The organism is Neisseria sp. HMSC066H01 (assembly GCF_001837375.1).
GTDB lineage: Bacteria > Pseudomonadota > Gammaproteobacteria > Burkholderiales > Neisseriaceae > Neisseria.
The window spans coordinates 322,028-343,356 of sequence record NZ_KV832195.1 but is presented as its reverse complement, the minus strand read 5'-3'; the positions used below and the strand labels follow the sequence as shown (position 1 = coordinate 343,356).

The window sequence follows — 21,329 nt, the reverse complement described above, 5'->3', positions numbered from 1 at the left end:
GTTATCGTGGCCGTCTGAACGGTTATAAAGTTTACTATTTATAAAATAACAATCAAAATACAAATTTACATAGAAAAATTTCAAAACAAAAGGACAGTGCCAATATTGCAATGCAAACCGTTTTTATTTATATTTACGTTCAAGAATAAATCCTACTCTCAATTACAGAGGGTAACAAAATTATTGGAGCACATCATGTTTGTCTGCATCTGCAATGCCATTACTGACCACGACATCAAAGAGACCATCGCCGCCGGTGCAACCACCATGAGCGATTTGCAGGCTCAATTGGGCGTGGCGACTTGTTGCGGTTGCTGCGGCGAATTGGCTGCATCGTTTTTGACTGCAAGCAGTGCCCAAAATACCGTGACTGCCGGTATTAACGTTCAGTCTTAATTCAGAATACACACAAAGGCCGTCTGAAGGCGTTATCTCGCGCCTGTTCAGACGGCCTTTGTCATGCTTGTATGGTTTGGCGGCATTTTGCTATACAATGGCCGCTTTTGTCCCTCCGAGAGTAACCGCGATGAAACTGACCTTGATGTTTCGGGAATATTGCAGCCTGTGCCACAAAATGCGCGAACAATTAAAGCCTTATCAGGAGCAGTTTGGATTTGGGCTGGATATTGTCGATGTTGATGAAGATCCGGTTTTAGAAGAAAAGTACAATGAGCTGGTGCCTGTTTTGTTGGATGGCGATACCGAAATCTGCCATTGGTTCTTGGACGAAGAAAAACTGAAAGCGCATTTAAGCGCGTAACAAACCATTGACCATATTGCCTTTCAGACGGCCTTCGGCTGTTTATGCCGTCTGAACCTTGATTTTATTATGACTGAAAAACTTTCTCCCGATGCGCTGATTGAAGCGGCGCTGTTGACGCAAGTCGAACCCTTAAACGAAAAAGCCATGCGCGAATTGTGTGTGCCGCCGTTGTCGCAAGACAAGCTGATTGACGTGTTGGCGCAATTGAAGGCTCGCTGGCAGGGCAGGGCTTTGCAATTGGTGCATACCCATGAGGGCTGGCGTTTTCAAATCGCCCAAGCCGCATTTGAACTGCTGGGCAGCCTGCAAGAGCAGCGCGCGCCGCGTTATTCCCGTGCCGTGATGGAAACGCTGGCGATTATTGCCTATCAGCAACCGGTAACGCGTGGCGATATTGAAGGCATACGCGGCGTGGCGGTGTCGCAAAATGTAATGCAAACCTTGCAGGATAGGGGCTGGATTGAAGTCATCGGCCACCGTGATTCTGTCGGCCGTCCAGCATTGTGGGCGACCACGGCAACATTCTTAAGCGATTTGCGTTTGGAAAGTTTGGAAGAATTGCCACCGTTGACTGAATTGGGCGAGCTGGTGTTGCCTGATTTAATGGAAACGCCGCCGACAGGCGATGAGGAAGCTGAAGAAGCAGTAGAGCCTGAAAGCAGGCTGATTAATTGATTTAAATGTAAAGGCCGTCTGAAACAATCGTGTTTCAGACGGCCTTTGTGTTGGTTATTCTAGCGTTTTATGGCATTAAATGAACGCTCTATATCATTGAATACGTCAGCCGGGGTAACAATATAGCGTGGTGTATTGGGTAGTTTCTTAAAAAATAATTTGTTTAAAATAAATATCTTAGATAAGTCATAAGAAAAATCTGATTCAAACTACAAAAAATCTTAGTTATAATCAGCATATCTAAAGCTATTCCGCATAAGTGCGGGTAATTTACTAAGGAATACTGCAATGCTGTTGGCACTTTCTTTGCGTGATTTTGTCATTGTTGAAAACCTGAATCTTGATTTTCAAAACGGCTTTACCGTATTAACGGGCGAGACCGGTGCAGGCAAATCGATTACTCTGGATGCGATTGGCCTGTTGTTGGGCGATAAAGCCGATTACAGCCAAGTGCGCAGCGGCGCCAAAGAAGCACAGTTGTCGGCTTTGTTCGACATCAGCGGTTTGCCTGAACTGAAAGCGCAGCTGCAGGAGCAAGGCCTTTTGGAAGAAGATGCGGAAGAACTCAGCATCCGCCGTATTATCGATGCCAAGGGTAAAAGCCGCAGTTATATCAATAATCAGGTTGCAACATTGGCGCAGCTGAAAGCCATTGGCGAGCAGTTAATCGATATTCACGGCCAAAATGCCCATCATTCGCTGAATCAAGAGTCTGCGCAACGCGAGTTGTTGGATGCGTTTGCCGGCAGCAAAGAGCAGGCAGAAACAGTCAAACAGCTTTATCAAAATTGGGTCAATGCGAAAAAGGCACTGCAAGAGGCGCAAGAGCAGGCAGAAACCATGGCCATCGAACGCGAGCGTTTGGAATGGCAGTTTAATGAATTGAACCAATTGGAGCTCAAACCGAATGAATGGGAAACCTTAAGCCAAAGTCACGACAGCCTGGCGCATTCGGCCGAGTTGCTGCAAACCGCCGAACAAGTGGGTGACAGTATAGACGGGGACAACGGCATCCAACGTCAAATCTACCAATGCCAAAAACTGCTTGGCAATCTGCAAAATATTGAGCCACGCTTTGCCGAGAGCCTGAATATGTTGGCAAGTATTGAAGCTGAGTTGGGGGAAATCAGTGCCAATATGCGCGATGTGGCCGGTCGCAGCGATATCGATCCTAATGAATTGGCCGCACAAGAAAGCCGCATGGGTGAATTGATGAGTATGGCGCGCAAATACCGCATTGAGCCGGAAGAGTTGCCGCAAAAGTTGGTAGAAATTGACGAGCGCCTGCAAAACCTGCAAGCGGCTGCCGATTTGGAAGCCTTGGAAAATACAGTCGCACGCAATCTTGCAGAATACCACGAAGCCGCGCATATTCTCTCCGCCATGCGTCATCAGGCAGCCGGCCGTTTGGGCGAAGAGACCACCGAGCATATGCAACATTTGGCCATGAAAGGCGCACGTTTTGACATCGTCTTGTTGCCGTCTTCGCCGACCGCACATGGGCTGGAACAGGTGCAATTCCAAGTGGCGGCGAATAAAGGCAATCCGTCACGTCCTTTGAACAAAGTGGCTTCCGGCGGCGAATTGGCGCGTATCAGTTTGGCTTTGCAAGTGGTTGCCAGCCAATACACGCAAGTACCGACATTGATTTTCGACGAAGTGGATACCGGTATTGGTGGCGGCGTCGCTGAAATGGTCGGTAAAGCTTTGCGTGCCTTAGGTAAAAAACATCAAGTCTTGGCGGTAACCCATCTTCCTCAAGTCGCCTCTTGCGGTGAAAACCATTGGCAGGTGCGCAAGCATAGCGAAGGCGAACAAACCGTCAGCGAAATCAGCGTCTTGAACCATCATCAGCGCATTGAGGAAATCGCGCGTATGCTGGGTGGCGAAATCATTACCGATACCACACGCAGCCATGCTGCCGAACTCTTGCATTTGGCAGCCGCCTAAAAGCCTCAAGGCCGTCTGAAAATAGAATTCAGACGGCCTTTTCTATATTCTGCCACCTTTTCAGGCAGGCAGAATACGAGGTATGATTATATCGTCTGTTTACAAGGAAATTTTGATGAAAGTCCTGTTTATCGCCGATCCGATGGCAAGTTTTAAAACCTATAAAGACACTACTTACGCCATGATGCGTGAAATGGCAAAGCGCGGTTGGCAGCTTTTTCATACTTTGAGCGGAGAATTGTCCGTCCGTGAAGGCTTAGTGGTGGCTCAGGCAGCGGCATTTGAGTTTGTCGGCGCGAAGAGTGATGACGATCATGAATGGTTTAAAGCAGAGGCAAAAGTTCAGACGGCCTTAAAAGATTTTGATGCGGTCATTATGCGCACTGATCCGCCGTTTGATATGCAATATCTGTATGCGACCCAGTTTTTGACGTTGGCACAGCAGCAGGGCGCAAAAGTATTTAACAGCGGACAAGCAATGCGCGATTTCAATGAGAAATTGGCGATTTTGAACTTCAGCCAGTTTACCGCGCCCACTTTGGTTACAACACGTTCCGCCGATGTCCGTGCCTTTTTGAAAGAACACGGCGACATCATCATCAAACCTTTGGACGGCATGGGCGGTATGGGCATTTTCCGCCTGACCGAATCCGACCCCAATATCGGCAGTATTTTGGAAACCCTGATGCAGCTTGATTCACGCACCATCATGGCGCAACGTTATATTCCTGAAATCGTACATGGCGACAAGCGCATTCTGATTATCGGCGGGGAAGTTGTTCCGTATGCTTTGGCGCGTATTCCGCAAAACGGCGAAACGCGCGGCAACTTGGCTGCCGGCGGCCGCGGCGTGGCGCAGGAGTTGAGCGAGCGCGACCGTGAGATTGCAGAAACCCTTGCGCCGGAATTGAAGCGCCGCGGTATTTTGCTTGCCGGTTTGGATGTCATCGGCAGCAATCTGACCGAAGTTAACGTAACCAGCCCGACCGGCTTCCAAGAAATTATGAAGCAAAAAGATTTCAACGTTGCCGCCATGTTCGCAGATGCCGTGGCATCTTGGGCAAAACAATAAACCCAAAGGCCGTCTGAAAATTGACCTGACTGTTTCTTTTCAGACGGCCTTTTTATGTTGAGCATATGATGAAACCATCTTCCTACGCATCTGAAAAAAAAGGAAAAAACGGTATCAAGCGCATCATTAATGCGTTTGGTTACTCCAAAGATGGACTGGCTGCCGCGTATCGTTATGAAAGCGCATTTCGCCAAGTTTTTTGGTTGAACCTGATTTTAATTGTCTTGGCTTTGTTCCTTGATTTCGGCTCGGCTACCAAAATGGTGCTTGTTGTCGCATCGTTTATTTCACTGATTACCGAATTGTTTAATACCGCCATCGAAGCAGCTGTTGACCATACCTCTACTGAAAAACACGAACTGGCCAAGCGTGCCAAAGATGCCGGCTCGGCCGCGCAACTGATGGCTTTGTTAATGTTATTTATTGTTTGGATTGTTGCATTAACTGCTTAGAAATGTGGTAATATGGTAACTCATTAGGATTAGATAGTATTAGTTAATCTATATCAAAGTTTTCAGACGGCCTTTGGTTGTAAGATGAAGGCCGTATATCCCAGCCATTTGGCAAACATAAGGAGCAAAAGATGAAAAAATTAATGGCAACCCTGATTCTGGCAGGCTTGGCAACTTCCATATCTGCAGCCGGTATCCATATTGAAGACGGTTGGGCACGTTCTACCGTTGAAGGTATGAAAATGGGTGGCGCATTCATGAAAATCCAAAACGATGAAGCCAAACAAGACTTCTTGGTAGGCGGCAGCAGCCCTGTTGCAGAACGCGTTGAAGTACATACCCATATTAACGACAATGGCGTTATGCGTATGCGCGAAGTTAAAGGCGGCGTGCCTTTGGCGGCAAAAAGCGTAACCGAGCTGAAACCAGGTAGCTACCACGTTATGTTCATGGGTCTGAAACAACAATTGAAAGAAGGCGAAAAAGTGCCTGTAACCCTGAAATTCAAAAACGCCAAACCTCAAACTGTCGAGCTGGAAGTGAAAACTGCGCCTAAAGCCGAAATGCAGCACGACCACGGCGCACACGGTGGCGCGCATCAGCACTAATTGCTTGAATTTGCATATAAAGGCCGTCTGAAAGTCATTGGGCTTTCAGACGGCCTTTTCTGTTGTTAAATCAAAATGTGCTAAAATCACGCTTTAAAAAATGTATTTAAAACCCACATTCCCCTTATGAATACTACCAACACACCAACAAACATCATCGTCGGCCTTTCCGGCGGCGTCGATTCATCCGTTACCGCGGCCCTGCTCAAACAGCAAGGCCATCAAATCAGCGGCGTGTTCATGCAGAACTGGGAAGATGACGACAACGACGAATATTGCAGCATCAAACAAGACTCTTTTGATGCCATTGCCGTTGCCGATATCATCGGAATCGATATCGACATCGTCAATTTTGCCGCGCAATATAAAGACAATGTATTTGCCTATTTCCTCAAAGAATACAGCGCAGGCCGCACGCCAAACCCGGACGTCTTGTGCAATGCCGAAATCAAATTCAAATGCTTTTTGGACTATGCCATAGAGCAGGGCGCCGATACCATTGCCACCGGACACTATGCCCGCAAAGAAGTTCGCAACGGCGTGCATTACCTGCTCAAAGGCTTGGATCAAAACAAAGACCAAAGCTATTTCCTGTACCGTCTCAAGCCTTTCCAACTTGAGCGCGCGATTTTCCCATTGGGCGAGTTGGAAAAGCCTGAAGTCCGCCGTCTTGCCGAAGAATTCAAATTACCGACTGCAACCAAAAAAGACAGTACCGGTATTTGCTTTATCGGCGAACGCCCATTCCGCGAATTTCTGCAAAAATACCTGCCGACCAATAATGGCAAAATGGTTACCCCTGAAGGCAAAGTGGTTGGCGAACACGTCGGCTTGATGTTTTACACGCTGGGCCAACGCAAAGGCTTGGGTATCGGTGGCGCAGGCGAACCATGGTTTGTCGCGGCCAAGGATTTGACCAAAAACGAACTGATTGTCGTACAAGGCCATGACCATCCTTTGCTTTATACGCAAAGCCTGATTATGAACGATTTGAGCTTCACATTGCCCGAACGTCCGAAAGAAGGCCGCTATACCTGCAAAACGCGCTACCGCATGGCTGACGCGCCTTGTACGTTGCGTTACTTGGATAATGAAACCATCGAGCTTGACTTTGACGAGCCGCAATGGGCAGTAACCCCCGGACAATCTGCGGTACTGTACGACGGCGATGTGTGCTTGGGCGGCGGTATCATCATGTCTACCGACAAGCCTGTCATTATTACTGCTTAATAAAAGGGCCGTCTGAAAACGAAGCGGCAGATTGAATAAAGCCTTCAGACGGCCTTGATTCCAAAAAACGACTCAATAAAAGACTGATCAATATGGAAAAACTCTGGCTCAAAAGCTACGAACAAGGCGTAAGCCCTGAAATCGATATCTCTCAATACAGCTCCATCAGCGACGTATTCCGTCAAAGTGTCGAAAAATTTGCGGATAAACCTGCTTTTCAAAATATGGGCAAAACGCTGACTTATGCCGAAGTAGGCAAGTTGGCGACCGATTTTGCGTCTTACCTGCAAAACGTATTGAAACTGCCGCGCGGTGAGCGCGTGGCGATTATGATGCCGAACGTTTTGCAATATCCGATTGCTCTTTTCGGTATTCTGCAGGCAGGTTTGGTGGCAGTGAATACCAATCCGCTTTATACGCCGCGCGAGTTGGAACATCAGTTGAAAGACAGCGGCGCGACAACGATTGTCGTGTTGGAGAACTTTGCCAATACGTTGGAGTTGGTGTTGCCGCGTACGCAAATCAAACATGTGATTGTCGCGTCGGTTGGCGAGATGTTCGGCATGATTAAGGGCGCGTTGATGAACTTCGTCATCCGCAAAGTGAAAAAAATGGTGCCGGAATACCGCATTCCCAATACCGTGACTTTTCAGACGGCCTTGAAGCAAGGTGCGGCCAATACGTTCAAACCAGTCGAGTTGACACGCGACGATACTGCCTTGCTGCAATATACAGGTGGCACGACCGGTTTGGCGAAAGGCGCCGTCCTCACTCACGGCAATATCTGCGCCAATATGTTGCAGGCAAAAGAATGGATTAAAAACAGCCTGCACGAAGGCAAAGAAACGGTTATTGCCGCGTTGCCGCTTTATCATATCTTTGCCTTGACGGTAAACCTGATGATTTTCGCCAATACCGGTTCTAAAATCATCTTGATTACCAATCCGCGTGACATGAAAGGATTTATCGGTGAATTGAAAAAAGAGCCGATTAGCGTGTTTATTGGTGTGAATACTCTGTTTAATGCGATGGTTAACCGTCCAGATTTTGCCGAAGTCGATTTTTCCCGTTTGAAGCTGACTTTGGGCGGCGGTATGGCAACACAAAAAGCCGTGGCGGAAAAATGGAAACAAATTACCGGTACGCCGATTGTGGAAGCTTACGGTTTGACCGAGGCCAGTCCGGGCGTGTGCTGTAATCCTTTGAATATCGAAGCATATAGCGGCGGTATTGGTCTTCCTGTTTCTTCAACCGAGGTCGAATTGCGTGATGCGGACGGTAAGGAAGTACCGATCGGACAACCGGGCGAATTGTGGGTGCGCGGCCCGCAAGTGATGAAAGGCTATTGGAACCGTCCGGAAGAAACCGCCAAAGCAATCGATGCACGCGGCTTTTTGGAGACCGGCGATATTGCCGTGATGGATGAAAAAGGTTGGCTGAAGCTGGTGGACCGCAAAAAAGATTTGATTGTGGTATCCGGTTTCAATGTATATCCGAACGAAATCGAAGAAGTGGTGGCCAGCAACGACAAAGTCTTGGAAGTCGCCTGTATCGGCGTGGCAAGCGAGAAAACCGGCGAAGCGATTAAGGTCTTCGTCGTACGCAAAGACCCGTCTTTGACTAAGGAAGAACTGATCGATTTCTGCCGCAAAGAATTGACTGCTTACAAAGTGCCGAAAGACATCGAATTCCGCGACGAGTTGCCAAAATCCAACGTCGGCAAAATCCTGCGCCGCGAGCTGCGCTGATATACAGAATCAGCATGATAAGGCCGTCTGAAAACGCTGTTTTCAGACGGCCTGAAGCTTTTGCTGTTTGCCAGGATATGCTGCTTCAAGTTAAAATCACACATTCCAACATGGGTATCACATCATGACTAAATTTATTTTCGTAACCGGCGGCGTTGTATCTTCTTTGGGTAAAGGTATCGCCGCCGCTTCTATTGCTACCATTCTCGAGTCACGCGGTTTGAACGTGACCATGCTTAAACTCGACCCGTATATCAACGTTGACCCGGGTACCATGAGTCCGTTTCAACACGGCGAAGTATTCGTGACCGATGACGGCGCGGAAACCGACCTTGACCTCGGCCATTACGAACGTTTCATCAACGCCACCATGACCCGCCGCAACAGCTTCAGTACCGGCCAAGTCTATGAAAACGTGATTGCCAAAGAGCGTCGCGGCGACTATTTGGGCGGTACCGTACAAGTGATTCCGCACATTACCGATGAAATCAAACGTCGTATCCACGAAGGCGCGGCCGGTTATGATGTGGCGATTGTCGAAATCGGCGGTACAGTCGGCGATATCGAATCGTTGCCTTTCTTGGAAGCCATCCGCCAAATGCGCAGCCAGCTCGGCCGTAACAATACATTGTTTGCCCACCTGAGCTATGTTCCTTACATTGCCGCCGCCGGCGAAATCAAAACCAAGCCGACCCAGCATACCGTTAAAGAAATGTTGAGCATCGGTTTGCAACCGGACATTCTGATCTGCCGTATGGACAGAGAAATGCCTGCGGACGAGCGCCGTAAGATTGCCCTGTTCTGTAACGTTGAAGAACGCGCCATCGTGGGCAGCTACGATGTGGACAGCATTTACGAATGTCCAGAAATGCTGCACAACCAAGGTATCGACAGCATCATTACCGAGCAGCTCCAATTGAATGTCAAACAAGCCGATTTGACCGAATGGAAGAAAATCGTTCACGCGATTCAAAATCCGAAACACACCGTCAAAATCGCAATGGTCGGCAAATACGTTGATTTGACCGAGTCCTACAAATCGCTGATCGAAGCCCTGAAACACGCCGGTATTCATACTGAAACCGATGTACAAATTACCTTTGTCGACAGCGAAAGCATCGAGAAGAGCAATGGCGACGTTTCCATGCTCAAAGACATGGATGCGATTTTGGTGCCGGGCGGCTTCGGTTCACGCGGCGTAGAAGGCAAAATTGCCGCCGTACGCTATGCGCGTGAAAACAACGTACCATACTTGGGCATCTGCCTGGGCATGCAAATCGCCCTGATTGAGTACGCCCGCGACGTGGCAGGCTTGAAGGGTGCGAACTCTACCGAGTTTGACTTGAAATGCGCCGCGCCGGTCGTTGCCCTGATTGACGAATGGCAAACTGCCGACGGCAGCGTTGAAACCCGTGATGAGTCTGCCGACTTGGGCGGCACCATGCGTTTGGGCGCGCAAGAAGTTGACCTCAAACCGGGCAGCCTTGCCGCAAAAATCTACGGCAGCGAACACATCCGCGAACGCCATCGCCACCGCTACGAGGTCAACAACAACTATGTTCCTCAGTTGGAAAAGGCCGGTTTGGTCATCGGCGGCGTATCCGCAGGCCGCGAGCGTTTGGTTGAAACCATCGAATTGCCGAATCATCCTTGGTTCTTCGCGTGTCAGTTCCATCCGGAATTTACTTCCAATCCGCGCAAAGGCCATCCTTTGTTCAGCGCGTTTGTGAAAGCCGCGTTGGGTAACAAAAAAGCCTGATTGATGTGATTGAAAAAGCACCCGTTATCCGGGTGCTTTTTTGTTTTCAGACGGCCTTAGAAGTTATTTGTCTTCATTGACTTCACGGTCGTTCAAAGGTTGTACGGGACGGTTGTTTTCGCCCCCTATGATGTCGCGCATGGCTTTGAACTGCGCCGCATCTGCCTGAACCGGAGTTTTTAAGACAACCCAAGTCACGTTTTCGCTGCAAGGCGGCGTTGTCAGCGAGCCTTTCAGCTGGAAGGACTTGCTATCTTTAGGCAGCAGGGCTTGGATATTCAAGTTTTTCAACGTTACGGATTCGCCTGCTTTCAGTTTTTTGGCAGTAAGCGCGGACAAGGCAGGGTTGTTTTTGCCCGGTTTAAATACAGAGCCGATGACCGCCAAAGTACCGTCTTCGGCTTGATGGACGAAATGCGCTTCCATCGGGAAATGTTTGCCTTTGAAAGTATGTTCGCTCGGCGTATGGAAGTGGAATTGCTTGAAGGTATAGGTTTTACCGTTAATCACGATGGTTTGGGCCTTGCCTTGCGGCGTGGCTTGAAGGGTATGGCCGTTATTTTCTACTTTGTAGTCGGCGACGTTGTAACGGTATGCCGGTTGTTTGCCTTTTACTGCTTTTGTTGCGGAGAAGTCCACTGGAGATTGCTGTTTGCCTGTTTTGCAGACGGCAAAGTCTTCACTCAAGTCGCCCCAGTGTGCAGCATCGTTTTCACCTGTGTAAGACCAATGTGCATGATGGGTTTCGGCGGATACCGTTGCAGCGGAGACAGCCATTAGCAAAGATAAAAAGAGATGTTTTTTCAACATAAGGGCTCCTGTTTATTTATATTAGGTAAAAGGAAAAATTCATACCAAATAAATTATTGATATAAAAAAACTTCTTCATAAGAAGAAAGTTAATGATAGTGGCAATCGGAGAATGTTGGGTTGATATATGGCAAACATTTATCAAGCAATCATTTTTGATTAAATGATTGCAATAAGAGGGTTGATTGTCTTTGTTGTCACTTTGAATAGGAGAGGCCGTCTGAAATTTCTTTCAGACGGCCTGTTTTATTTGATTATGTTGTAAAAAGTCTAAACTCTAATGAATAAAAGTGTTTCTCAAGATGAAAGTAGTTGTTTGTAGCGTTGGAAAACATTAATATTGCTAAACGTGTTTTCACGAGATTTTAACTTTGTTTTGGAGAGAATAATGAAAAAATCGATTATCGCTTTGGTTATTGCCGGTTTGCCGCTGGCTGCATCTGCAGAAGTGATTCTGTATGGTCAAATCAAAAGCAGCGTGACCGTCGGTCAGGTAAAAATCAAAGGTGATGCAGGTTCGGAAATCAGCTCTACCGCAACCAGCATCAATGACAATACCTCCCGCATCGGTTTCAAAGGCAGCGAGAACTTAGGCGGCGATTTAAAAGCCATTTGGCAAGTTGAACAAAAAACGGCCATTACTGGCGGTTCCCAAGGTTTTGCCACTCGTGACTCCTTCATCGGCCTGCAAGGTAACTTCGGTAAGATTCGCGCTGGTAAACTCAGCAATATGTTGAACGAAATGGACACCATCGATCCATGGATGTACAAAACCAATGCCGCAGGCTTGGGCATCTTTACCCGTACCGGCAATCGTAACGCCGCCGTACGCTACGACAGCCCGGATTTCGGCGGATTCAAATTCAACGTGTCTTACGCACCGCGCGACAACCGCAATCTTTCAGACAAATACACGCACACCAAACCGGCCAAAGACCAATACACCGGCGGCGTGAGCTTCTCTAAAAACGGCTTTACCGCCAATGCGGCTTACGGCCACTACAACGGCGCGTACACTGACAAATCAGGCAAAGTCAAAGCGGCGCAAATTGCCAAAGTCGAAACTTATTACGATAAAGACAATCTCTTTGTCGGTGGCGGCGTACACTATGCCAAAGGCCATGAGACAGGCAACGAATATTTAGGTTATTTCACCGATGGTTTTAATCAGTACAAGGGTAGTGACATTACTGCCGACTCAGGCAAATCTGAAGCTGTGAAAGTGGTTGATGCAGCGGTAACTGTCGGCTACAAATTGGGCAACGTGACCCCACGCATTACTTACGCGCACGGCTGGCCTGCCAAGGGCGTGAACAGTGGCGAAAAATTGGTGGATAAATTCGACCAAGTCGTTGTCGGCGGCCAATACACCTTCAGCAAACGCACCGGCGTAGTCGCCCAACTGGCGTATCTGAAAGTCGGCAACAAAACCCGTCTGACTGCAGCCAACAAAGGCGGTATTGAACAAAAAGCCGCTTCTGTAGGCCTGTATCACAAATTCTAAGCCGTCTAGAAAGACAAGGCCGTCTGAAAAATTTCAGACGGCCTTTTTGTTGATTAAAGCAGTTTATTTGTCGTGGTTGGTCAGCGTTGTACCGTGACGGCCGCCACGTTCTTTCAAACGTTGTACCAAACCTTCGACCGTTGTCGGCATGCCGTCGATACAGAATGCCTGATACAGCGCAGTGTGCAGGGCGTCGTTGCGGCTGAACGCATTGCCGATCAGCTTCCAATCGCCTTTGCGCGGCTCAATCCAGCGGCGGTTTACTGTATCGCCGTAAGCGAATATTTTATAAGACGAACGCTTGTCGTTGCTGTAAGTAAAGGATGTGCGGGCGCAATAGAGGCCTTCGACGGAGAGGTTGTCGTAGCCTTTGTCGGAGCGCACGTTCAAGACGTAGCGGATGCTGTTGTCCGGCGCAGGCATGATTTGCAGGCTGCTGAGCAGGATTTTGGGCTGCTTGCCGTAGGTTTCGTTGACATAGAGGTCGAACCAATCCCCCGATTGGGTATCGGGCAGGGGCGGCAACTCGGCTTTGTGTTCTTTAAATTCGCGTGCGGCAACTTCTTCAGGGCTTTCCTGATAACGCGTGTTGGTCAGCGTATCCTTTTGGCTGAAACCCAAAGCAAATGCTTGAGTCGCGGCAAGGCTGAGAGCGAGAAGGGCAAAACGGCGCATAGACAGCTCCAAAGTGAAAAACGGCTTTATTTTATGGGCTTGCAGGGTGGGGTGCAAGTAAGTGCGGTATAATTGACGTTAATTCTGATTAATATGACGAGTTTTCATCATGAATACACAAACTCTGGATGTCATCGGTTTGAAATGCCCGCTGCCGATTTTGCGTGCCAAAAAAGCTTTGGCGCAAATGCAGGAGGGCGAAGTGCTGACCGTATTGGCCACCGATGGCGGCGCGCCCGGTGATTTTGAAGCGTTTTGCCGTCAGACCGGACATGTTTTGTTGGAATCGAGCGAGGCTGACGGCGTGTTCAAGCTGGTGTTGAAACACAAATAAAGGCCGTCTGAAATGTCTAAAGCCGTCGCGTTGTCTGCCGTCGTATTGGCTGTTTGCCTGAGTGCATGCGGCAATGAAGGCGTTTCACCGCAGAACGCTGCCGATTATGCTCAAAATGTGACCGACTTGTTCCGCCAAAGCTGCGTGGCCGCAGACGGCGATGCCGTCCTTGTCGGCGAGTTTGCCAATGCCAACAAACTGGTTTTATTGTCGAAAAAAGAGATTGCTGATTTGCCTGCCGGAATGATGGATTTGGAGGCATTAAGCATTTGGAAGAAAACGGTAAACGGCGCAGATTATTATTTGAGCCTGACCGAAGACAGTTGCAGCGTGCGTACGGCCAAAGCCAACGACCATCTGATTTTTAAACAATTTTTGGCTTTGGCAGAAAATCCGCCGCAGGGTTTGAACGCTGAGTTGCGTGCCGATAATTTGTCGGAGGCCCCGTTGCCTATGCGTCAGATTTCCTACGCATGGCGCGCGCCCGGCAGTCCGAAAGAAACCTTGCTGACCGTCAAAACAACGTCGTCCGAGCATTTTCCGGTACAGGCTGTTTTTTATTTGACCCATCATTCTTACGACAATAAGGCTGCCGTTTTGCCTTAGGCCGGTTGACGATTGGAATATCAAATTAATAGCAACCGTTACTGCCGAATAAAGGCCGTCTGAAACATTATCAAACCAAACCACTCGAAAGTAAGCTATGCAAACCCTGACCATCATCCGCCCCGACGATATGCACTTACACCTGCGCGACGGCGACGCGCTCAAAGCTGTTGCCCCGTACACCGCCCGACAAATGGGCCGCGCGGTTATCATGCCCAACCTCAAACCGCCCGTCGTCAGCGTTGCCGATGCCCAAGCCTACAAAGCGCGCATTATGGCCGCCCTGCCTGAAGGCAGCACCTTCCAGCCGTTGATGACGCTTTATTTGACCGACAACGCCACGCCCGAACTCGTGCGCGAAGCCAAAGCTGCCGGTATTGTGGCTTTCAAACTCTATCCAGCAGGTGCGACCACCAATTCCGATTCCGGCGTGACCGACTTGTTCAAACTGATTCCTGTGTTGGAAGAAATGGCGAAACAGGGCATTTTGTTCTTGGTTCACGGCGAAGTCACCGATCCTGAAATCGATATTTTCGACCGCGAAGCCGCCTTTATCGAGCGCGTGATGAAGCCGGTTTTGGCGCAAGTGCCGAATCTTAAAGTCGTGTTCGAACACATCACCACTGCCGAGGCCGCCCGACTGGTATTGGAAGCCGGCGATAATGTGGCCGCGTCCGTGACACCGCAACACTTGCTGCTCAACCGCAACGACCTTTTGGTCGGCGGCGTGCGCCCCCATCATTTCTGCCTGCCCGTACTCAAACGCGAAACCCACCGTCAGGCTTTGGTTGCCGCCGTTACCGGCGATAAGGCGCACAAATTCTTCCTCGGCACGGATTCTGCGCCACATGCTAAAACTGCCAAAGAAAATGCTTGTGGTTGCGCTGGTATGTTCAGCGCGATGACCGCTATCGAGCTTTATGCCGAAGTGTTTGAGAAAGCAGGCGCGTTGGACAAACTGGAAGCCTTTGCTTCTAAAAACGGCCCGCGTTTCTACGGCCTGCCTGAAAATTCCGATACCATCACCTTGGTCAAACAAACGCAAACCGTGCCTGCCAGCGTGCCTTACGGCGATGGCGAACTTGTACCGATGAGGGCCGGCGGTGAGATTGAATGGACGGTGCAATATTAAATTGGCCGTCAATGAGGCATAAAAAGAAACAACCTGCTTGAAAGGGCAGGTTGTTTTTTATGGTCATTCAGACGGCCTGTTATGGGGAGGAAAGACAGACGAGGCCGTCTGAAAAACTGGATTATATTGTGTGTTTATTCGGTCAACATGGGTTTCAGCGCTTCCCAAGCCTGCGGCAGTTGGGTAAAGCCGTCCGAAGCCATCAAATGGCCGCCTTCGGGAATATGGGTAACAGGGCTTTTGAGTTTGGCCGCCATGTCCAAAGTCAGTTCGGGCGGAACATGGGTGTCGTTGTCGGAAACCAGGCAGTGTTTGGGCATGTCGATTTTGCGCAGGATGTCGAAATTTGGGGACGCTGCTTTAATGTAGGCGTTGAGTGCGGGCAGGGGCGGCAGCGTATCGGCAAAACCGGCGGCAAGCAACAGGCCGCCGATTTTTTGCGGTTGTTGGCGGCTGAGGAAGTGAAGGAGGGTAATGCAGCCGAGGCTGTGGCCGACTAGGAAGGTATGGGCATCGGGCTTGCCGATGTGCTGGTCAAGGGTAAACTGCCACGCGGTCGTGCTTGGTTTGTCGGGATTGGGCATGGCGAGGGAGATTGCTTGTGCGCCGGTGCTTTTGACTTGGGCGCAAAGCCAGTCAAACCAGTTGCCGTGCGGATTACCTTCAAAGCCATGTACGATATAAACGCGTCGATTCATGTTTTTCCTCCTTCAGACGGCCTGAGATTTTTGTCTAAATCTCTGCCTGTAAGCGTTCATTATACCATGTTTGTTTATGTTTTATTGTTTGTTGCTTTGTCAGGATGATTGATTAAGCTTTTGTTGTTAAATGATATTTGCAAGAATAATAAAGCAAACAACACGGCAGTGGCGGATGGCTTTGCCGTGTTGTTCGGGTTTGAAATATATATGGGCCGTCTGAAAAAACAGTTTAGAAATAGCCTTGCTTTTTGCGCTCTTCCATTGCCGCTTCCGATACGCGGTCATCCATGCGTGTGGCGCTGCGTTCGGAAATGGTTGCGGCGGCGGTTTCGGCAATGATGTCTTCGGGGGTGGCGGCGGTGCTGGCAACCGGGCAGGTGCAGGAAATATCGCCGACGGTACGGAAGCGGACATCGCGGATTTGGGTAACTTCGCCTTCGCGTTTGGGGGTCAACGGGGTAACGGGAACGAGCAGGCCGTTGCGTTCGACAACTTCGCGCTTATGGGTGTAATAAATCGGCGGCAGGGCGAGTTTTTCGCGTGCGATGTATTGCCAGATGTCCAATTCCGTCCAGTTGGAAATCGGGAACACGCGCATGTTTTCGCCTTGGAACAGGCGTGTGTTGTAGAGCGACCATAATTCAGGACGTTGGTTTTTGGGATCCCATTGGCCGAACTCGTCGCGGAAAGAGAAGATGCGTTCTTTGGCGCGCGCTTTTTCTTCATCGCGGCGCGCGCCGCCCATCAGTGCATCAAAGCCTTGTTCTTCGATGGTTTCAACCAGCGTAACGGCTTGGGCGGCGTTGCGTGAATCGGTTTCGCGGCGCAAGACGACGCTGCCTTTGCGGATGGATTCTTCTACGCTGCCGACCACAAGTTGTACGCCGGTACGGGCAACGGTATCGTCGCGGAACTGAATGACTTCGGGGTAATTGTGGCCGGTATCGACGTGTAGGAGTTTGAACGGCAGCTTCAGCGGACGGCCTTCGATTTGGAAGGCTTTGACGGCAAGCGCCAGTAATACGACGGAGTCTTTGCCGCCGGAGAATAGCAAGGCCGGATTTTGGGCATTGGCAATGACTTCGCGGATGATGTAGATAGACTCGGCTTCGAGCCAGTCGAGGTGGTGGTTTTGGATAGACATTTTTTCTCTCTTTGCAACCTTGGCGACAGTCGATACTTTAGTAAGGTCGTCTGAAAAAGGGAAAGAATGGTTTGTTTGTTGCAAAGATGTTTTTGTTATATTGCAAGGCCGTGCTTTTCAGACGGCCTTTGTGCTTTAACTTATTTTTAACCCGATTTCTCTGACGAAGCGCCTGTCTTAGCGTACACTTTGGTTTTTTATAAATGAGAATGGTTTATGTATCACGGCGAGAGATTTAATGCGTACAGCCATTTGGCCGGTTTCTTGTTGGCAGTGGCGGCGTTAGTGCTGATGCTGGTGAAAGCGGTTGAATCAGCGGACGGCTATCGGATTGCCGGTGCACTGACTTACGGAGTCTGCCTGCTGCTCCTGTATTTGGGTTCAACCTTATACCACAGTATTCCGCAGCCGAAAGCCAAGGCGATTTTGCAAAAGGTCGATCATTGCATGATTTATCTTCTGATTGCAGGCAGCTATACGCCGTTTACGCTGATTACCCTGCAGGGTGGTTGGGGCTGGTCGCTTTTTGGTGTGTCGTGGGGGCTGGCTTTGCTGGGCATTGTTCAGGAGTTGACGATCGGACGCAAAAGCGAGAAGCGGCTGCTGTCGATGGTGATTTATGTGTTGATGGGCTGGCTGATTGTGGTGGCGGTATGGCCGCTGATACAGTCGCTTTCGGCCGGTGGATTATTTTGGCTGGTGTTGGGCGGCGTATTGTATAGCGCGGGGATTTATTGGTTTATCAACGATACGAAAATCCGCCACGGCCACGGTATCTGGCACTTGTTTGTCTTGGCCGGCAGTTTGACGCAATTTATCAGCATTTATTTTTATGTGTTGTAGATTCAGACGGCCTGAAATAAAAAACCTCTCAGTTTGACTGAGAGGTTTTTGTTTGTCGTTAACCTGGGTTTTTGTCGTGAAATTCGTGGAATTCATAGTTGTAGGTCAGCTCTTTGCCGGCTTTGGTTTGCGCCAGATAATCGTCGTAAACCGCACGGATTTCCTTACGCAGCAGGAAGAGGGCAATTAAGTTCGGCAAGACCATAAAGCCGTTGAACATATCGGACATGCTCCAAACCAAATCCACTTTGCCCAAGGTACCCAATACGATGGCCACTAAAACCAGTGCGCGGTAGATGCCTAAGTGTTTGCCGCGGAACAGGAAGCGGATATTGGATTCGCCGAAGTAGTACCAGCCGATGATGGTGGTAAAGGCGAAGAAGGTCAGACAGACGGCGAGCAGTTGCGAACCGAAACCCGGGAAGGCTTTGTTAAAAGCCAGTTGGGTAACCGCAGCGCCGGTTTCACCGGACAGGTTGGCGTCGGTCAGCAGGATAATCAGCGCGGTTGCCGTGCAGACCATCAGCGTATCGATAAAGATACCGATAAACGCGGCCATACCTTGTTGCACAGGGTGTTTGACGTTGGCGGTCGCATGAGCGTGCGGGGTTGAACCCATACCGGCTTCATTGGAAAACAGGCCGCGTGCCACACCGAAGCGGACTGCCTCGCGCATACCGATACCGGCTGCACCGCCCAATACCGCTTCAGGATTGAAGGCAGCGACAAAGATACTGTGGAACATCGGAATGATGTGGTCGGAAAATTTGAACAAAATAATCACGGCACACAAAATGTAAATCACCGCCATAAACGGCACGACAAATTGCGCGATACCGGCAATGCGGTTGATGCCGCCGATGATGATCAGGCCGGCGAATACCGCCAAAGCAATGCCGACAGCCATCGGGGGAATATCGAAAGCCAAATTCATGGCTGAGGCGATGGAGTTGGATTGGGTCGCGTTACCGATGAAGCCCAGCGCGATAATCAAGGCGATAGAGAAAAAGCCGGACAGGAAACGCGCCGCGCCACGGCCGATTTTCGGAGTCAGGCCGTGTGTGATGTAAAACGCAGGGCCACCGATGTATTTGCCGTGGCTGACCACGCGGTATTTTTGCGCCAAAACGGCTTCTGCAAAAATGGTAGACATGCCCAAAATGGCAGACAGCCACATCCAAAAAATGGCACCCGGGCCGCCGGCAGTAATCGCAGTGGCGACACCGGCAACGTTACCGGTACCGATTTGCGCGGAAATCGCCACGGCAAGTGCTTGAAATTGAGACAGGGATTTGCCTTCGTGGTCTTTGTCTTTTTTGCTGAACAAGCCGCCGAAAACGGATTTGAAACCCGTCCCCAATTTGGTTATTTGCGGCGCGCCCAAGTACAGGGTAAAGAACAGGCCGATACCGATTAAGGCATAAATCAGCAGGTAGTCCCAAAGAACCTGATTGACTGCACCCACCAGAGCAGACAATATTTCTTCCATAATAAAACCTTTAATAAAAACAATAAAAATAAAATGATACGGGTAACTACTCCCACTCATTTTTCATGGTTGGCAACATCGGCGAGCAGGTCGTTTTGCCATTTGATACCGGTTAAGTTGTTAACAATTTTGACCGATTTTGTCATCATACCGTAAACCTTCGTGAATTAAAACGAAAAAACTGACAAAGGTTTGCCGCCAATGTGCTTCTTTATTTAAAAAAGTTTCTTTGTTTTCAGACGGCCTGTTTTTGCAAATATTCGGGCCGTCTGAATATTTTGGCTAAAGGCAACTTATGATAAAATGCACGCCTTACAAATGAAGCACATTCCGCCTCAACGCGTGAAAAAACGAAAGGAATCAATATGGCAGGCCATAGTAAGTGGGCAAATATCCAACACAAAAAAGCCCGACAAGATGCCAAACGCGGCAAAATCTTCACCCGTCTGATTAAAGAAATTACCGTTGCTGCCCGTATGGGCGGCGGCGACCCCGGCGCAAATCCGCGCCTGCGCCTGGCTTTGGAAAAAGCTGCTGAAAACAATATGCCTAAAGACAACGTGCAACGTGCTATCGACAAAGGTACGGGCAATCTGGAAGGCGTGGAATACATCGAGTTGCGTTACGAAGGCTACGGCATCGGCGGCGCGGCTTTGATGGTGGATTGCCTGACCGACAACAAGACCCGTACCGTTGCCGATGTGCGCCATGCGTTCACTAAAAATGGCGGTAATTTGGGTACCGACGGTTGCGTAGCGTTCAACTTCGTGCATCAAGGCTATTTGGTGTTTGAACCGGGCGTTGACGAAGATGCGCTGATGGAAGCGGCTTTGGAAGCCGGTGCGGAAGACGTCATCACCAACGACGACGGTTCCATCGAAGTGATTACCGCGCCGAACGACTGGGCAGGCGTGAAAGCGGCTTTGGAAGCCGCAGGCTACAAATCTGTTGACGGCGACGTTACCATGCGCGCCCAAAACGAAACCGAGTTGAGCGGCGAAGATGCGGTTAAAATGCAAAAACTGATTGATGCATTGGAAGATTTGGACGACGTACAAGACGTTTACACTTCTGCCGTGTTGAATCTGGACTAATGGTTTAAAGAATAAAAGGCCGTCTGAAATTTCAGACGGCCTTTTTATATTGAAACCAATCAGATTTTTCTGGTTTTCAACCAAGCCCAAAGCAGTAGCAATACGACGAAGCTGAAATACAAAATACTCCACACCGGCAGGGCGACGCCGAATAGATGGTCTGGCTCGGCGCAGTTGCCAAAGCCGCGGACGATGGGTTCAAACCAATCAAACAAAGGCCAGTCGCGTAGGCGGAAGGTCCAAGGTGCGCCGCAAGAAGGGGCGGTACCGGGGGGCAGGTTTTGCAGCCAAATTTGATAGGCGGCGACACCGGCGCCGTAAACGGCCGGGGCGGTAATCAACAATGCCGAGAGCGAGCGGGCAAATTTGGAAGATTGCGAGCTGAACGCCGTAATAATGGCCAACAGCCCGACACCCAATACGCACAAGCGTTGCAGGATGCACAATACGCACGGGTTCATGCCCAAAACGTATTGGGAAATAAAGGAGCCGCAGGCGGCAAATATGGAGAGGACGACTAAAAATAAAACAGTCTTGCGGAAAAAGTTCATAACATAAAACCTTTCAGACGGCCTAGATGCAAAACAGCCGATAAATAATGTTCACTTTAACACAAAACGCATATGCTTTTTTTGGTTTGACGGTTTTTTGCGTATGTTTGTTGATGTTGCGTAACCATAAATATGGAAACAAAAATGTGTTCCATATCGAAAAGGCCGTCTGAAATATTCAGACGGCCT

At 49.4% G+C, this 21,329-nt stretch carries 22 protein-coding genes; 16 read left to right on the top strand and 6 right to left on the bottom strand.

Annotated features, from left to right (window positions below; all coding sequences use genetic code 11):
• The first annotated feature begins 195 nt into the window (after nucleotides 1-195).
• From HMPREF2551_RS08470 to HMPREF2551_RS08425, 10 genes are all read left to right on the top strand, one after another.
• Nucleotides 196-396: a (2Fe-2S)-binding protein gene (locus HMPREF2551_RS08470; RefSeq protein ID WP_003681978.1), complete on the top strand. Its 201-nt coding sequence runs from the start codon at nucleotides 196-198 to the stop codon at nucleotides 394-396.
• Between the two features lie 130 nt (nucleotides 397-526).
• On the top strand, nucleotides 527-760 hold the full coding sequence (locus HMPREF2551_RS08465; protein ID WP_049331356.1) for a glutaredoxin family protein: 234 nt from the start codon (nucleotides 527-529) through the stop codon (nucleotides 758-760).
• 69 nt (nucleotides 761-829) lie between these two features.
• Nucleotides 830-1,438, top strand: a complete 609-nt coding sequence (locus HMPREF2551_RS08460) for an SMC-Scp complex subunit ScpB (RefSeq protein WP_070838428.1) — start codon at nucleotides 830-832, stop codon at nucleotides 1,436-1,438.
• 288 nt (nucleotides 1,439-1,726) lie between these two features.
• Nucleotides 1,727-3,388 carry a DNA repair protein RecN gene (gene recN / locus HMPREF2551_RS08455; RefSeq protein ID WP_070838425.1) on the top strand — a complete coding sequence of 554 codons (1,662 nt, stop codon included), beginning with the start codon at nucleotides 1,727-1,729 and terminating at the stop codon, nucleotides 3,386-3,388.
• 115 nt (nucleotides 3,389-3,503) lie between these two features.
• Nucleotides 3,504-4,460, top strand: a complete 957-nt coding sequence (gene gshB, locus HMPREF2551_RS08450) for a glutathione synthase (protein WP_070838423.1) — start codon at nucleotides 3,504-3,506, stop codon at nucleotides 4,458-4,460.
• Between the two features lie 68 nt (nucleotides 4,461-4,528).
• The gene (locus HMPREF2551_RS08445; protein ID WP_070838421.1) at nucleotides 4,529-4,912 is read left to right on the top strand and encodes a diacylglycerol kinase; all 384 of its coding nucleotides are present in this window, start codon (nucleotides 4,529-4,531) and stop codon (nucleotides 4,910-4,912) included.
• A 131-nt stretch (nucleotides 4,913-5,043) separates the two neighbouring features.
• Nucleotides 5,044-5,520, top strand: coding sequence for a copper chaperone PCu(A)C (locus tag HMPREF2551_RS08440; protein WP_070838419.1), 477 nt, complete (start codon nucleotides 5,044-5,046; stop codon nucleotides 5,518-5,520).
• A gap of 126 nt (nucleotides 5,521-5,646) precedes the next feature.
• Nucleotides 5,647-6,750, top strand: a complete 1,104-nt coding sequence (gene mnmA, locus HMPREF2551_RS08435; RefSeq protein WP_070838417.1) for a tRNA 2-thiouridine(34) synthase MnmA — start codon at nucleotides 5,647-5,649, stop codon at nucleotides 6,748-6,750.
• Nucleotides 6,751-6,842: 92 nt separating this feature from the next.
• Nucleotides 6,843-8,498 carry an AMP-binding protein gene (locus HMPREF2551_RS08430; protein WP_070838415.1) on the top strand — a complete coding sequence of 552 codons (1,656 nt, stop codon included), beginning with the start codon at nucleotides 6,843-6,845 and terminating at the stop codon, nucleotides 8,496-8,498.
• 124 nt (nucleotides 8,499-8,622) lie between these two features.
• Nucleotides 8,623-10,257 (top strand): CTP synthase, encoded by a 1,635-nt coding sequence (locus HMPREF2551_RS08425; protein WP_049348005.1) that lies wholly within the window; start codon nucleotides 8,623-8,625, stop codon nucleotides 10,255-10,257.
• A gap of 63 nt (nucleotides 10,258-10,320) precedes the next feature.
• Here the strand turns inward: HMPREF2551_RS08425 and HMPREF2551_RS08420 are convergent, their stop codons facing one another.
• The gene (locus HMPREF2551_RS08420) at nucleotides 10,321-11,067 is read right to left on the bottom strand and encodes a carbonic anhydrase (RefSeq protein ID WP_070838413.1); all 747 of its coding nucleotides are present in this window, start codon (nucleotides 11,065-11,067) and stop codon (nucleotides 10,321-10,323) included.
• A gap of 388 nt (nucleotides 11,068-11,455) precedes the next feature.
• Here HMPREF2551_RS08420 and HMPREF2551_RS08415 point away from each other — a divergent pair, with 388 nt between their 5' ends.
• Nucleotides 11,456-12,571 (top strand): porin, encoded by a 1,116-nt coding sequence (locus tag HMPREF2551_RS08415; RefSeq protein WP_070838411.1) that lies wholly within the window; start codon nucleotides 11,456-11,458, stop codon nucleotides 12,569-12,571.
• A 63-nt stretch (nucleotides 12,572-12,634) separates the two neighbouring features.
• Here the strand turns inward: HMPREF2551_RS08415 and HMPREF2551_RS08410 are convergent, their stop codons facing one another.
• Nucleotides 12,635-13,246 carry a CNP1-like family protein gene (locus HMPREF2551_RS08410; RefSeq protein WP_070838409.1) on the bottom strand — a complete coding sequence of 204 codons (612 nt, stop codon included), beginning with the start codon at nucleotides 13,244-13,246 and terminating at the stop codon, nucleotides 12,635-12,637.
• Nucleotides 13,247-13,355: 109 nt separating this feature from the next.
• On the opposite strand from HMPREF2551_RS08410, the gene HMPREF2551_RS08405 reads away from it, so the two are divergent.
• From HMPREF2551_RS08405 to pyrC, 3 genes are all read left to right on the top strand, one after another.
• Nucleotides 13,356-13,580 carry a sulfurtransferase TusA family protein gene (locus HMPREF2551_RS08405; RefSeq protein ID WP_003681929.1) on the top strand — a complete coding sequence of 75 codons (225 nt, stop codon included), beginning with the start codon at nucleotides 13,356-13,358 and terminating at the stop codon, nucleotides 13,578-13,580.
• Between the two features lie 12 nt (nucleotides 13,581-13,592).
• Nucleotides 13,593-14,186 (top strand): NMCC_0638 family (lipo)protein, encoded by a 594-nt coding sequence (locus tag HMPREF2551_RS08400; RefSeq protein WP_070838407.1) that lies wholly within the window; start codon nucleotides 13,593-13,595, stop codon nucleotides 14,184-14,186.
• A gap of 97 nt (nucleotides 14,187-14,283) precedes the next feature.
• On the top strand, nucleotides 14,284-15,318 hold the full coding sequence (gene pyrC, locus HMPREF2551_RS08395; protein ID WP_036491856.1) for a dihydroorotase: 1,035 nt from the start codon (nucleotides 14,284-14,286) through the stop codon (nucleotides 15,316-15,318).
• Nucleotides 15,319-15,452: 134 nt separating this feature from the next.
• Here the strand turns inward: pyrC and HMPREF2551_RS08390 are convergent, their stop codons facing one another.
• On the bottom strand, nucleotides 15,453-16,016 hold the full coding sequence (locus HMPREF2551_RS08390; RefSeq protein ID WP_070838405.1) for an RBBP9/YdeN family alpha/beta hydrolase: 564 nt from the start codon (nucleotides 16,014-16,016) through the stop codon (nucleotides 15,453-15,455).
• Between the two features lie 232 nt (nucleotides 16,017-16,248).
• Nucleotides 16,249-17,163 carry a sulfate adenylyltransferase subunit CysD gene (gene cysD / locus HMPREF2551_RS08385; RefSeq protein ID WP_070838403.1) on the bottom strand — a complete coding sequence of 305 codons (915 nt, stop codon included), beginning with the start codon at nucleotides 17,161-17,163 and terminating at the stop codon, nucleotides 16,249-16,251.
• 216 nt (nucleotides 17,164-17,379) lie between these two features.
• On the opposite strand from cysD, the gene HMPREF2551_RS08380 reads away from it, so the two are divergent.
• Complete coding sequence (locus HMPREF2551_RS08380; RefSeq protein ID WP_049329915.1) at nucleotides 17,380-18,006, top strand: PAQR family membrane homeostasis protein TrhA; 627 nt, start codon at nucleotides 17,380-17,382, stop codon at nucleotides 18,004-18,006.
• A 58-nt stretch (nucleotides 18,007-18,064) separates the two neighbouring features.
• On the opposite strand, the gene HMPREF2551_RS08375 is transcribed toward HMPREF2551_RS08380, so the two are convergent.
• Nucleotides 18,065-19,495, bottom strand: coding sequence for an alanine/glycine:cation symporter family protein (locus HMPREF2551_RS08375; RefSeq protein WP_070838401.1), 1,431 nt, complete (start codon nucleotides 19,493-19,495; stop codon nucleotides 18,065-18,067).
• Between the two features lie 365 nt (nucleotides 19,496-19,860).
• Here HMPREF2551_RS08375 and HMPREF2551_RS08370 point away from each other — a divergent pair, with 365 nt between their 5' ends.
• Nucleotides 19,861-20,589 (top strand): YebC/PmpR family DNA-binding transcriptional regulator, encoded by a 729-nt coding sequence (locus tag HMPREF2551_RS08370; RefSeq protein ID WP_003745951.1) that lies wholly within the window; start codon nucleotides 19,861-19,863, stop codon nucleotides 20,587-20,589.
• Nucleotides 20,590-20,648: 59 nt separating this feature from the next.
• Here the strand turns inward: HMPREF2551_RS08370 and HMPREF2551_RS08365 are convergent, their stop codons facing one another.
• On the bottom strand, nucleotides 20,649-21,140 hold the full coding sequence (locus tag HMPREF2551_RS08365) for a disulfide bond formation protein B (protein ID WP_070838399.1): 492 nt from the start codon (nucleotides 21,138-21,140) through the stop codon (nucleotides 20,649-20,651).
• Between the last annotated feature and the right edge of the window lie 189 nt (nucleotides 21,141-21,329).

Excerpts from the sequence above, each read along its gene's own strand:
- HMPREF2551_RS08405 (WP_003681929.1), top strand. The coding sequence starts at position 13,356 with ATGAATACACAAACTCTGGATGTCATCGGTTTGAAATGCCCGCTGCCG.
- HMPREF2551_RS08410 (WP_070838409.1), bottom strand. The coding sequence starts at position 13,246 with ATGCGCCGTTTTGCCCTTCTCGCTCTCAGCCTTGCCGCGACTCAAGCA.
- mnmA (WP_070838417.1), top strand. The coding sequence starts at position 5,647 with ATGAATACTACCAACACACCAACAAACATCATCGTCGGCCTTTCCGGC.
- cysD (WP_070838403.1), bottom strand. The coding sequence starts at position 17,163 with ATGTCTATCCAAAACCACCACCTCGACTGGCTCGAAGCCGAGTCTATC.
- HMPREF2551_RS08465 (WP_049331356.1), top strand. The coding sequence starts at position 527 with ATGAAACTGACCTTGATGTTTCGGGAATATTGCAGCCTGTGCCACAAA.
- HMPREF2551_RS08400 (WP_070838407.1), top strand. The coding sequence starts at position 13,593 with ATGTCTAAAGCCGTCGCGTTGTCTGCCGTCGTATTGGCTGTTTGCCTG.
- pyrC (WP_036491856.1), top strand. The coding sequence starts at position 14,284 with ATGCAAACCCTGACCATCATCCGCCCCGACGATATGCACTTACACCTG.
- HMPREF2551_RS08420 (WP_070838413.1), bottom strand. The coding sequence starts at position 11,067 with ATGTTGAAAAAACATCTCTTTTTATCTTTGCTAATGGCTGTCTCCGCT.
- HMPREF2551_RS08370 (WP_003745951.1), top strand. The coding sequence starts at position 19,861 with ATGGCAGGCCATAGTAAGTGGGCAAATATCCAACACAAAAAAGCCCGA.
- HMPREF2551_RS08445 (WP_070838421.1), top strand. The coding sequence starts at position 4,529 with ATGAAACCATCTTCCTACGCATCTGAAAAAAAAGGAAAAAACGGTATC.
- HMPREF2551_RS08440 (WP_070838419.1), top strand. The coding sequence starts at position 5,044 with ATGAAAAAATTAATGGCAACCCTGATTCTGGCAGGCTTGGCAACTTCC.
- HMPREF2551_RS08460 (WP_070838428.1), top strand. The coding sequence starts at position 830 with ATGACTGAAAAACTTTCTCCCGATGCGCTGATTGAAGCGGCGCTGTTG.
- recN (WP_070838425.1), top strand. The coding sequence starts at position 1,727 with ATGCTGTTGGCACTTTCTTTGCGTGATTTTGTCATTGTTGAAAACCTG.
- HMPREF2551_RS08430 (WP_070838415.1), top strand. The coding sequence starts at position 6,843 with ATGGAAAAACTCTGGCTCAAAAGCTACGAACAAGGCGTAAGCCCTGAA.
- HMPREF2551_RS08380 (WP_049329915.1), top strand. The coding sequence starts at position 17,380 with ATGTATCACGGCGAGAGATTTAATGCGTACAGCCATTTGGCCGGTTTC.
- HMPREF2551_RS08390 (WP_070838405.1), bottom strand. The coding sequence starts at position 16,016 with ATGAATCGACGCGTTTATATCGTACATGGCTTTGAAGGTAATCCGCAC.
- HMPREF2551_RS08415 (WP_070838411.1), top strand. The coding sequence starts at position 11,456 with ATGAAAAAATCGATTATCGCTTTGGTTATTGCCGGTTTGCCGCTGGCT.
- HMPREF2551_RS08375 (WP_070838401.1), bottom strand. The coding sequence starts at position 19,495 with ATGGAAGAAATATTGTCTGCTCTGGTGGGTGCAGTCAATCAGGTTCTT.
- HMPREF2551_RS08470 (WP_003681978.1), top strand. The coding sequence starts at position 196 with ATGTTTGTCTGCATCTGCAATGCCATTACTGACCACGACATCAAAGAG.
- HMPREF2551_RS08365 (WP_070838399.1), bottom strand. The coding sequence starts at position 21,140 with ATGAACTTTTTCCGCAAGACTGTTTTATTTTTAGTCGTCCTCTCCATA.
- HMPREF2551_RS08425 (WP_049348005.1), top strand. The coding sequence starts at position 8,623 with ATGACTAAATTTATTTTCGTAACCGGCGGCGTTGTATCTTCTTTGGGT.
- gshB (WP_070838423.1), top strand. The coding sequence starts at position 3,504 with ATGAAAGTCCTGTTTATCGCCGATCCGATGGCAAGTTTTAAAACCTAT.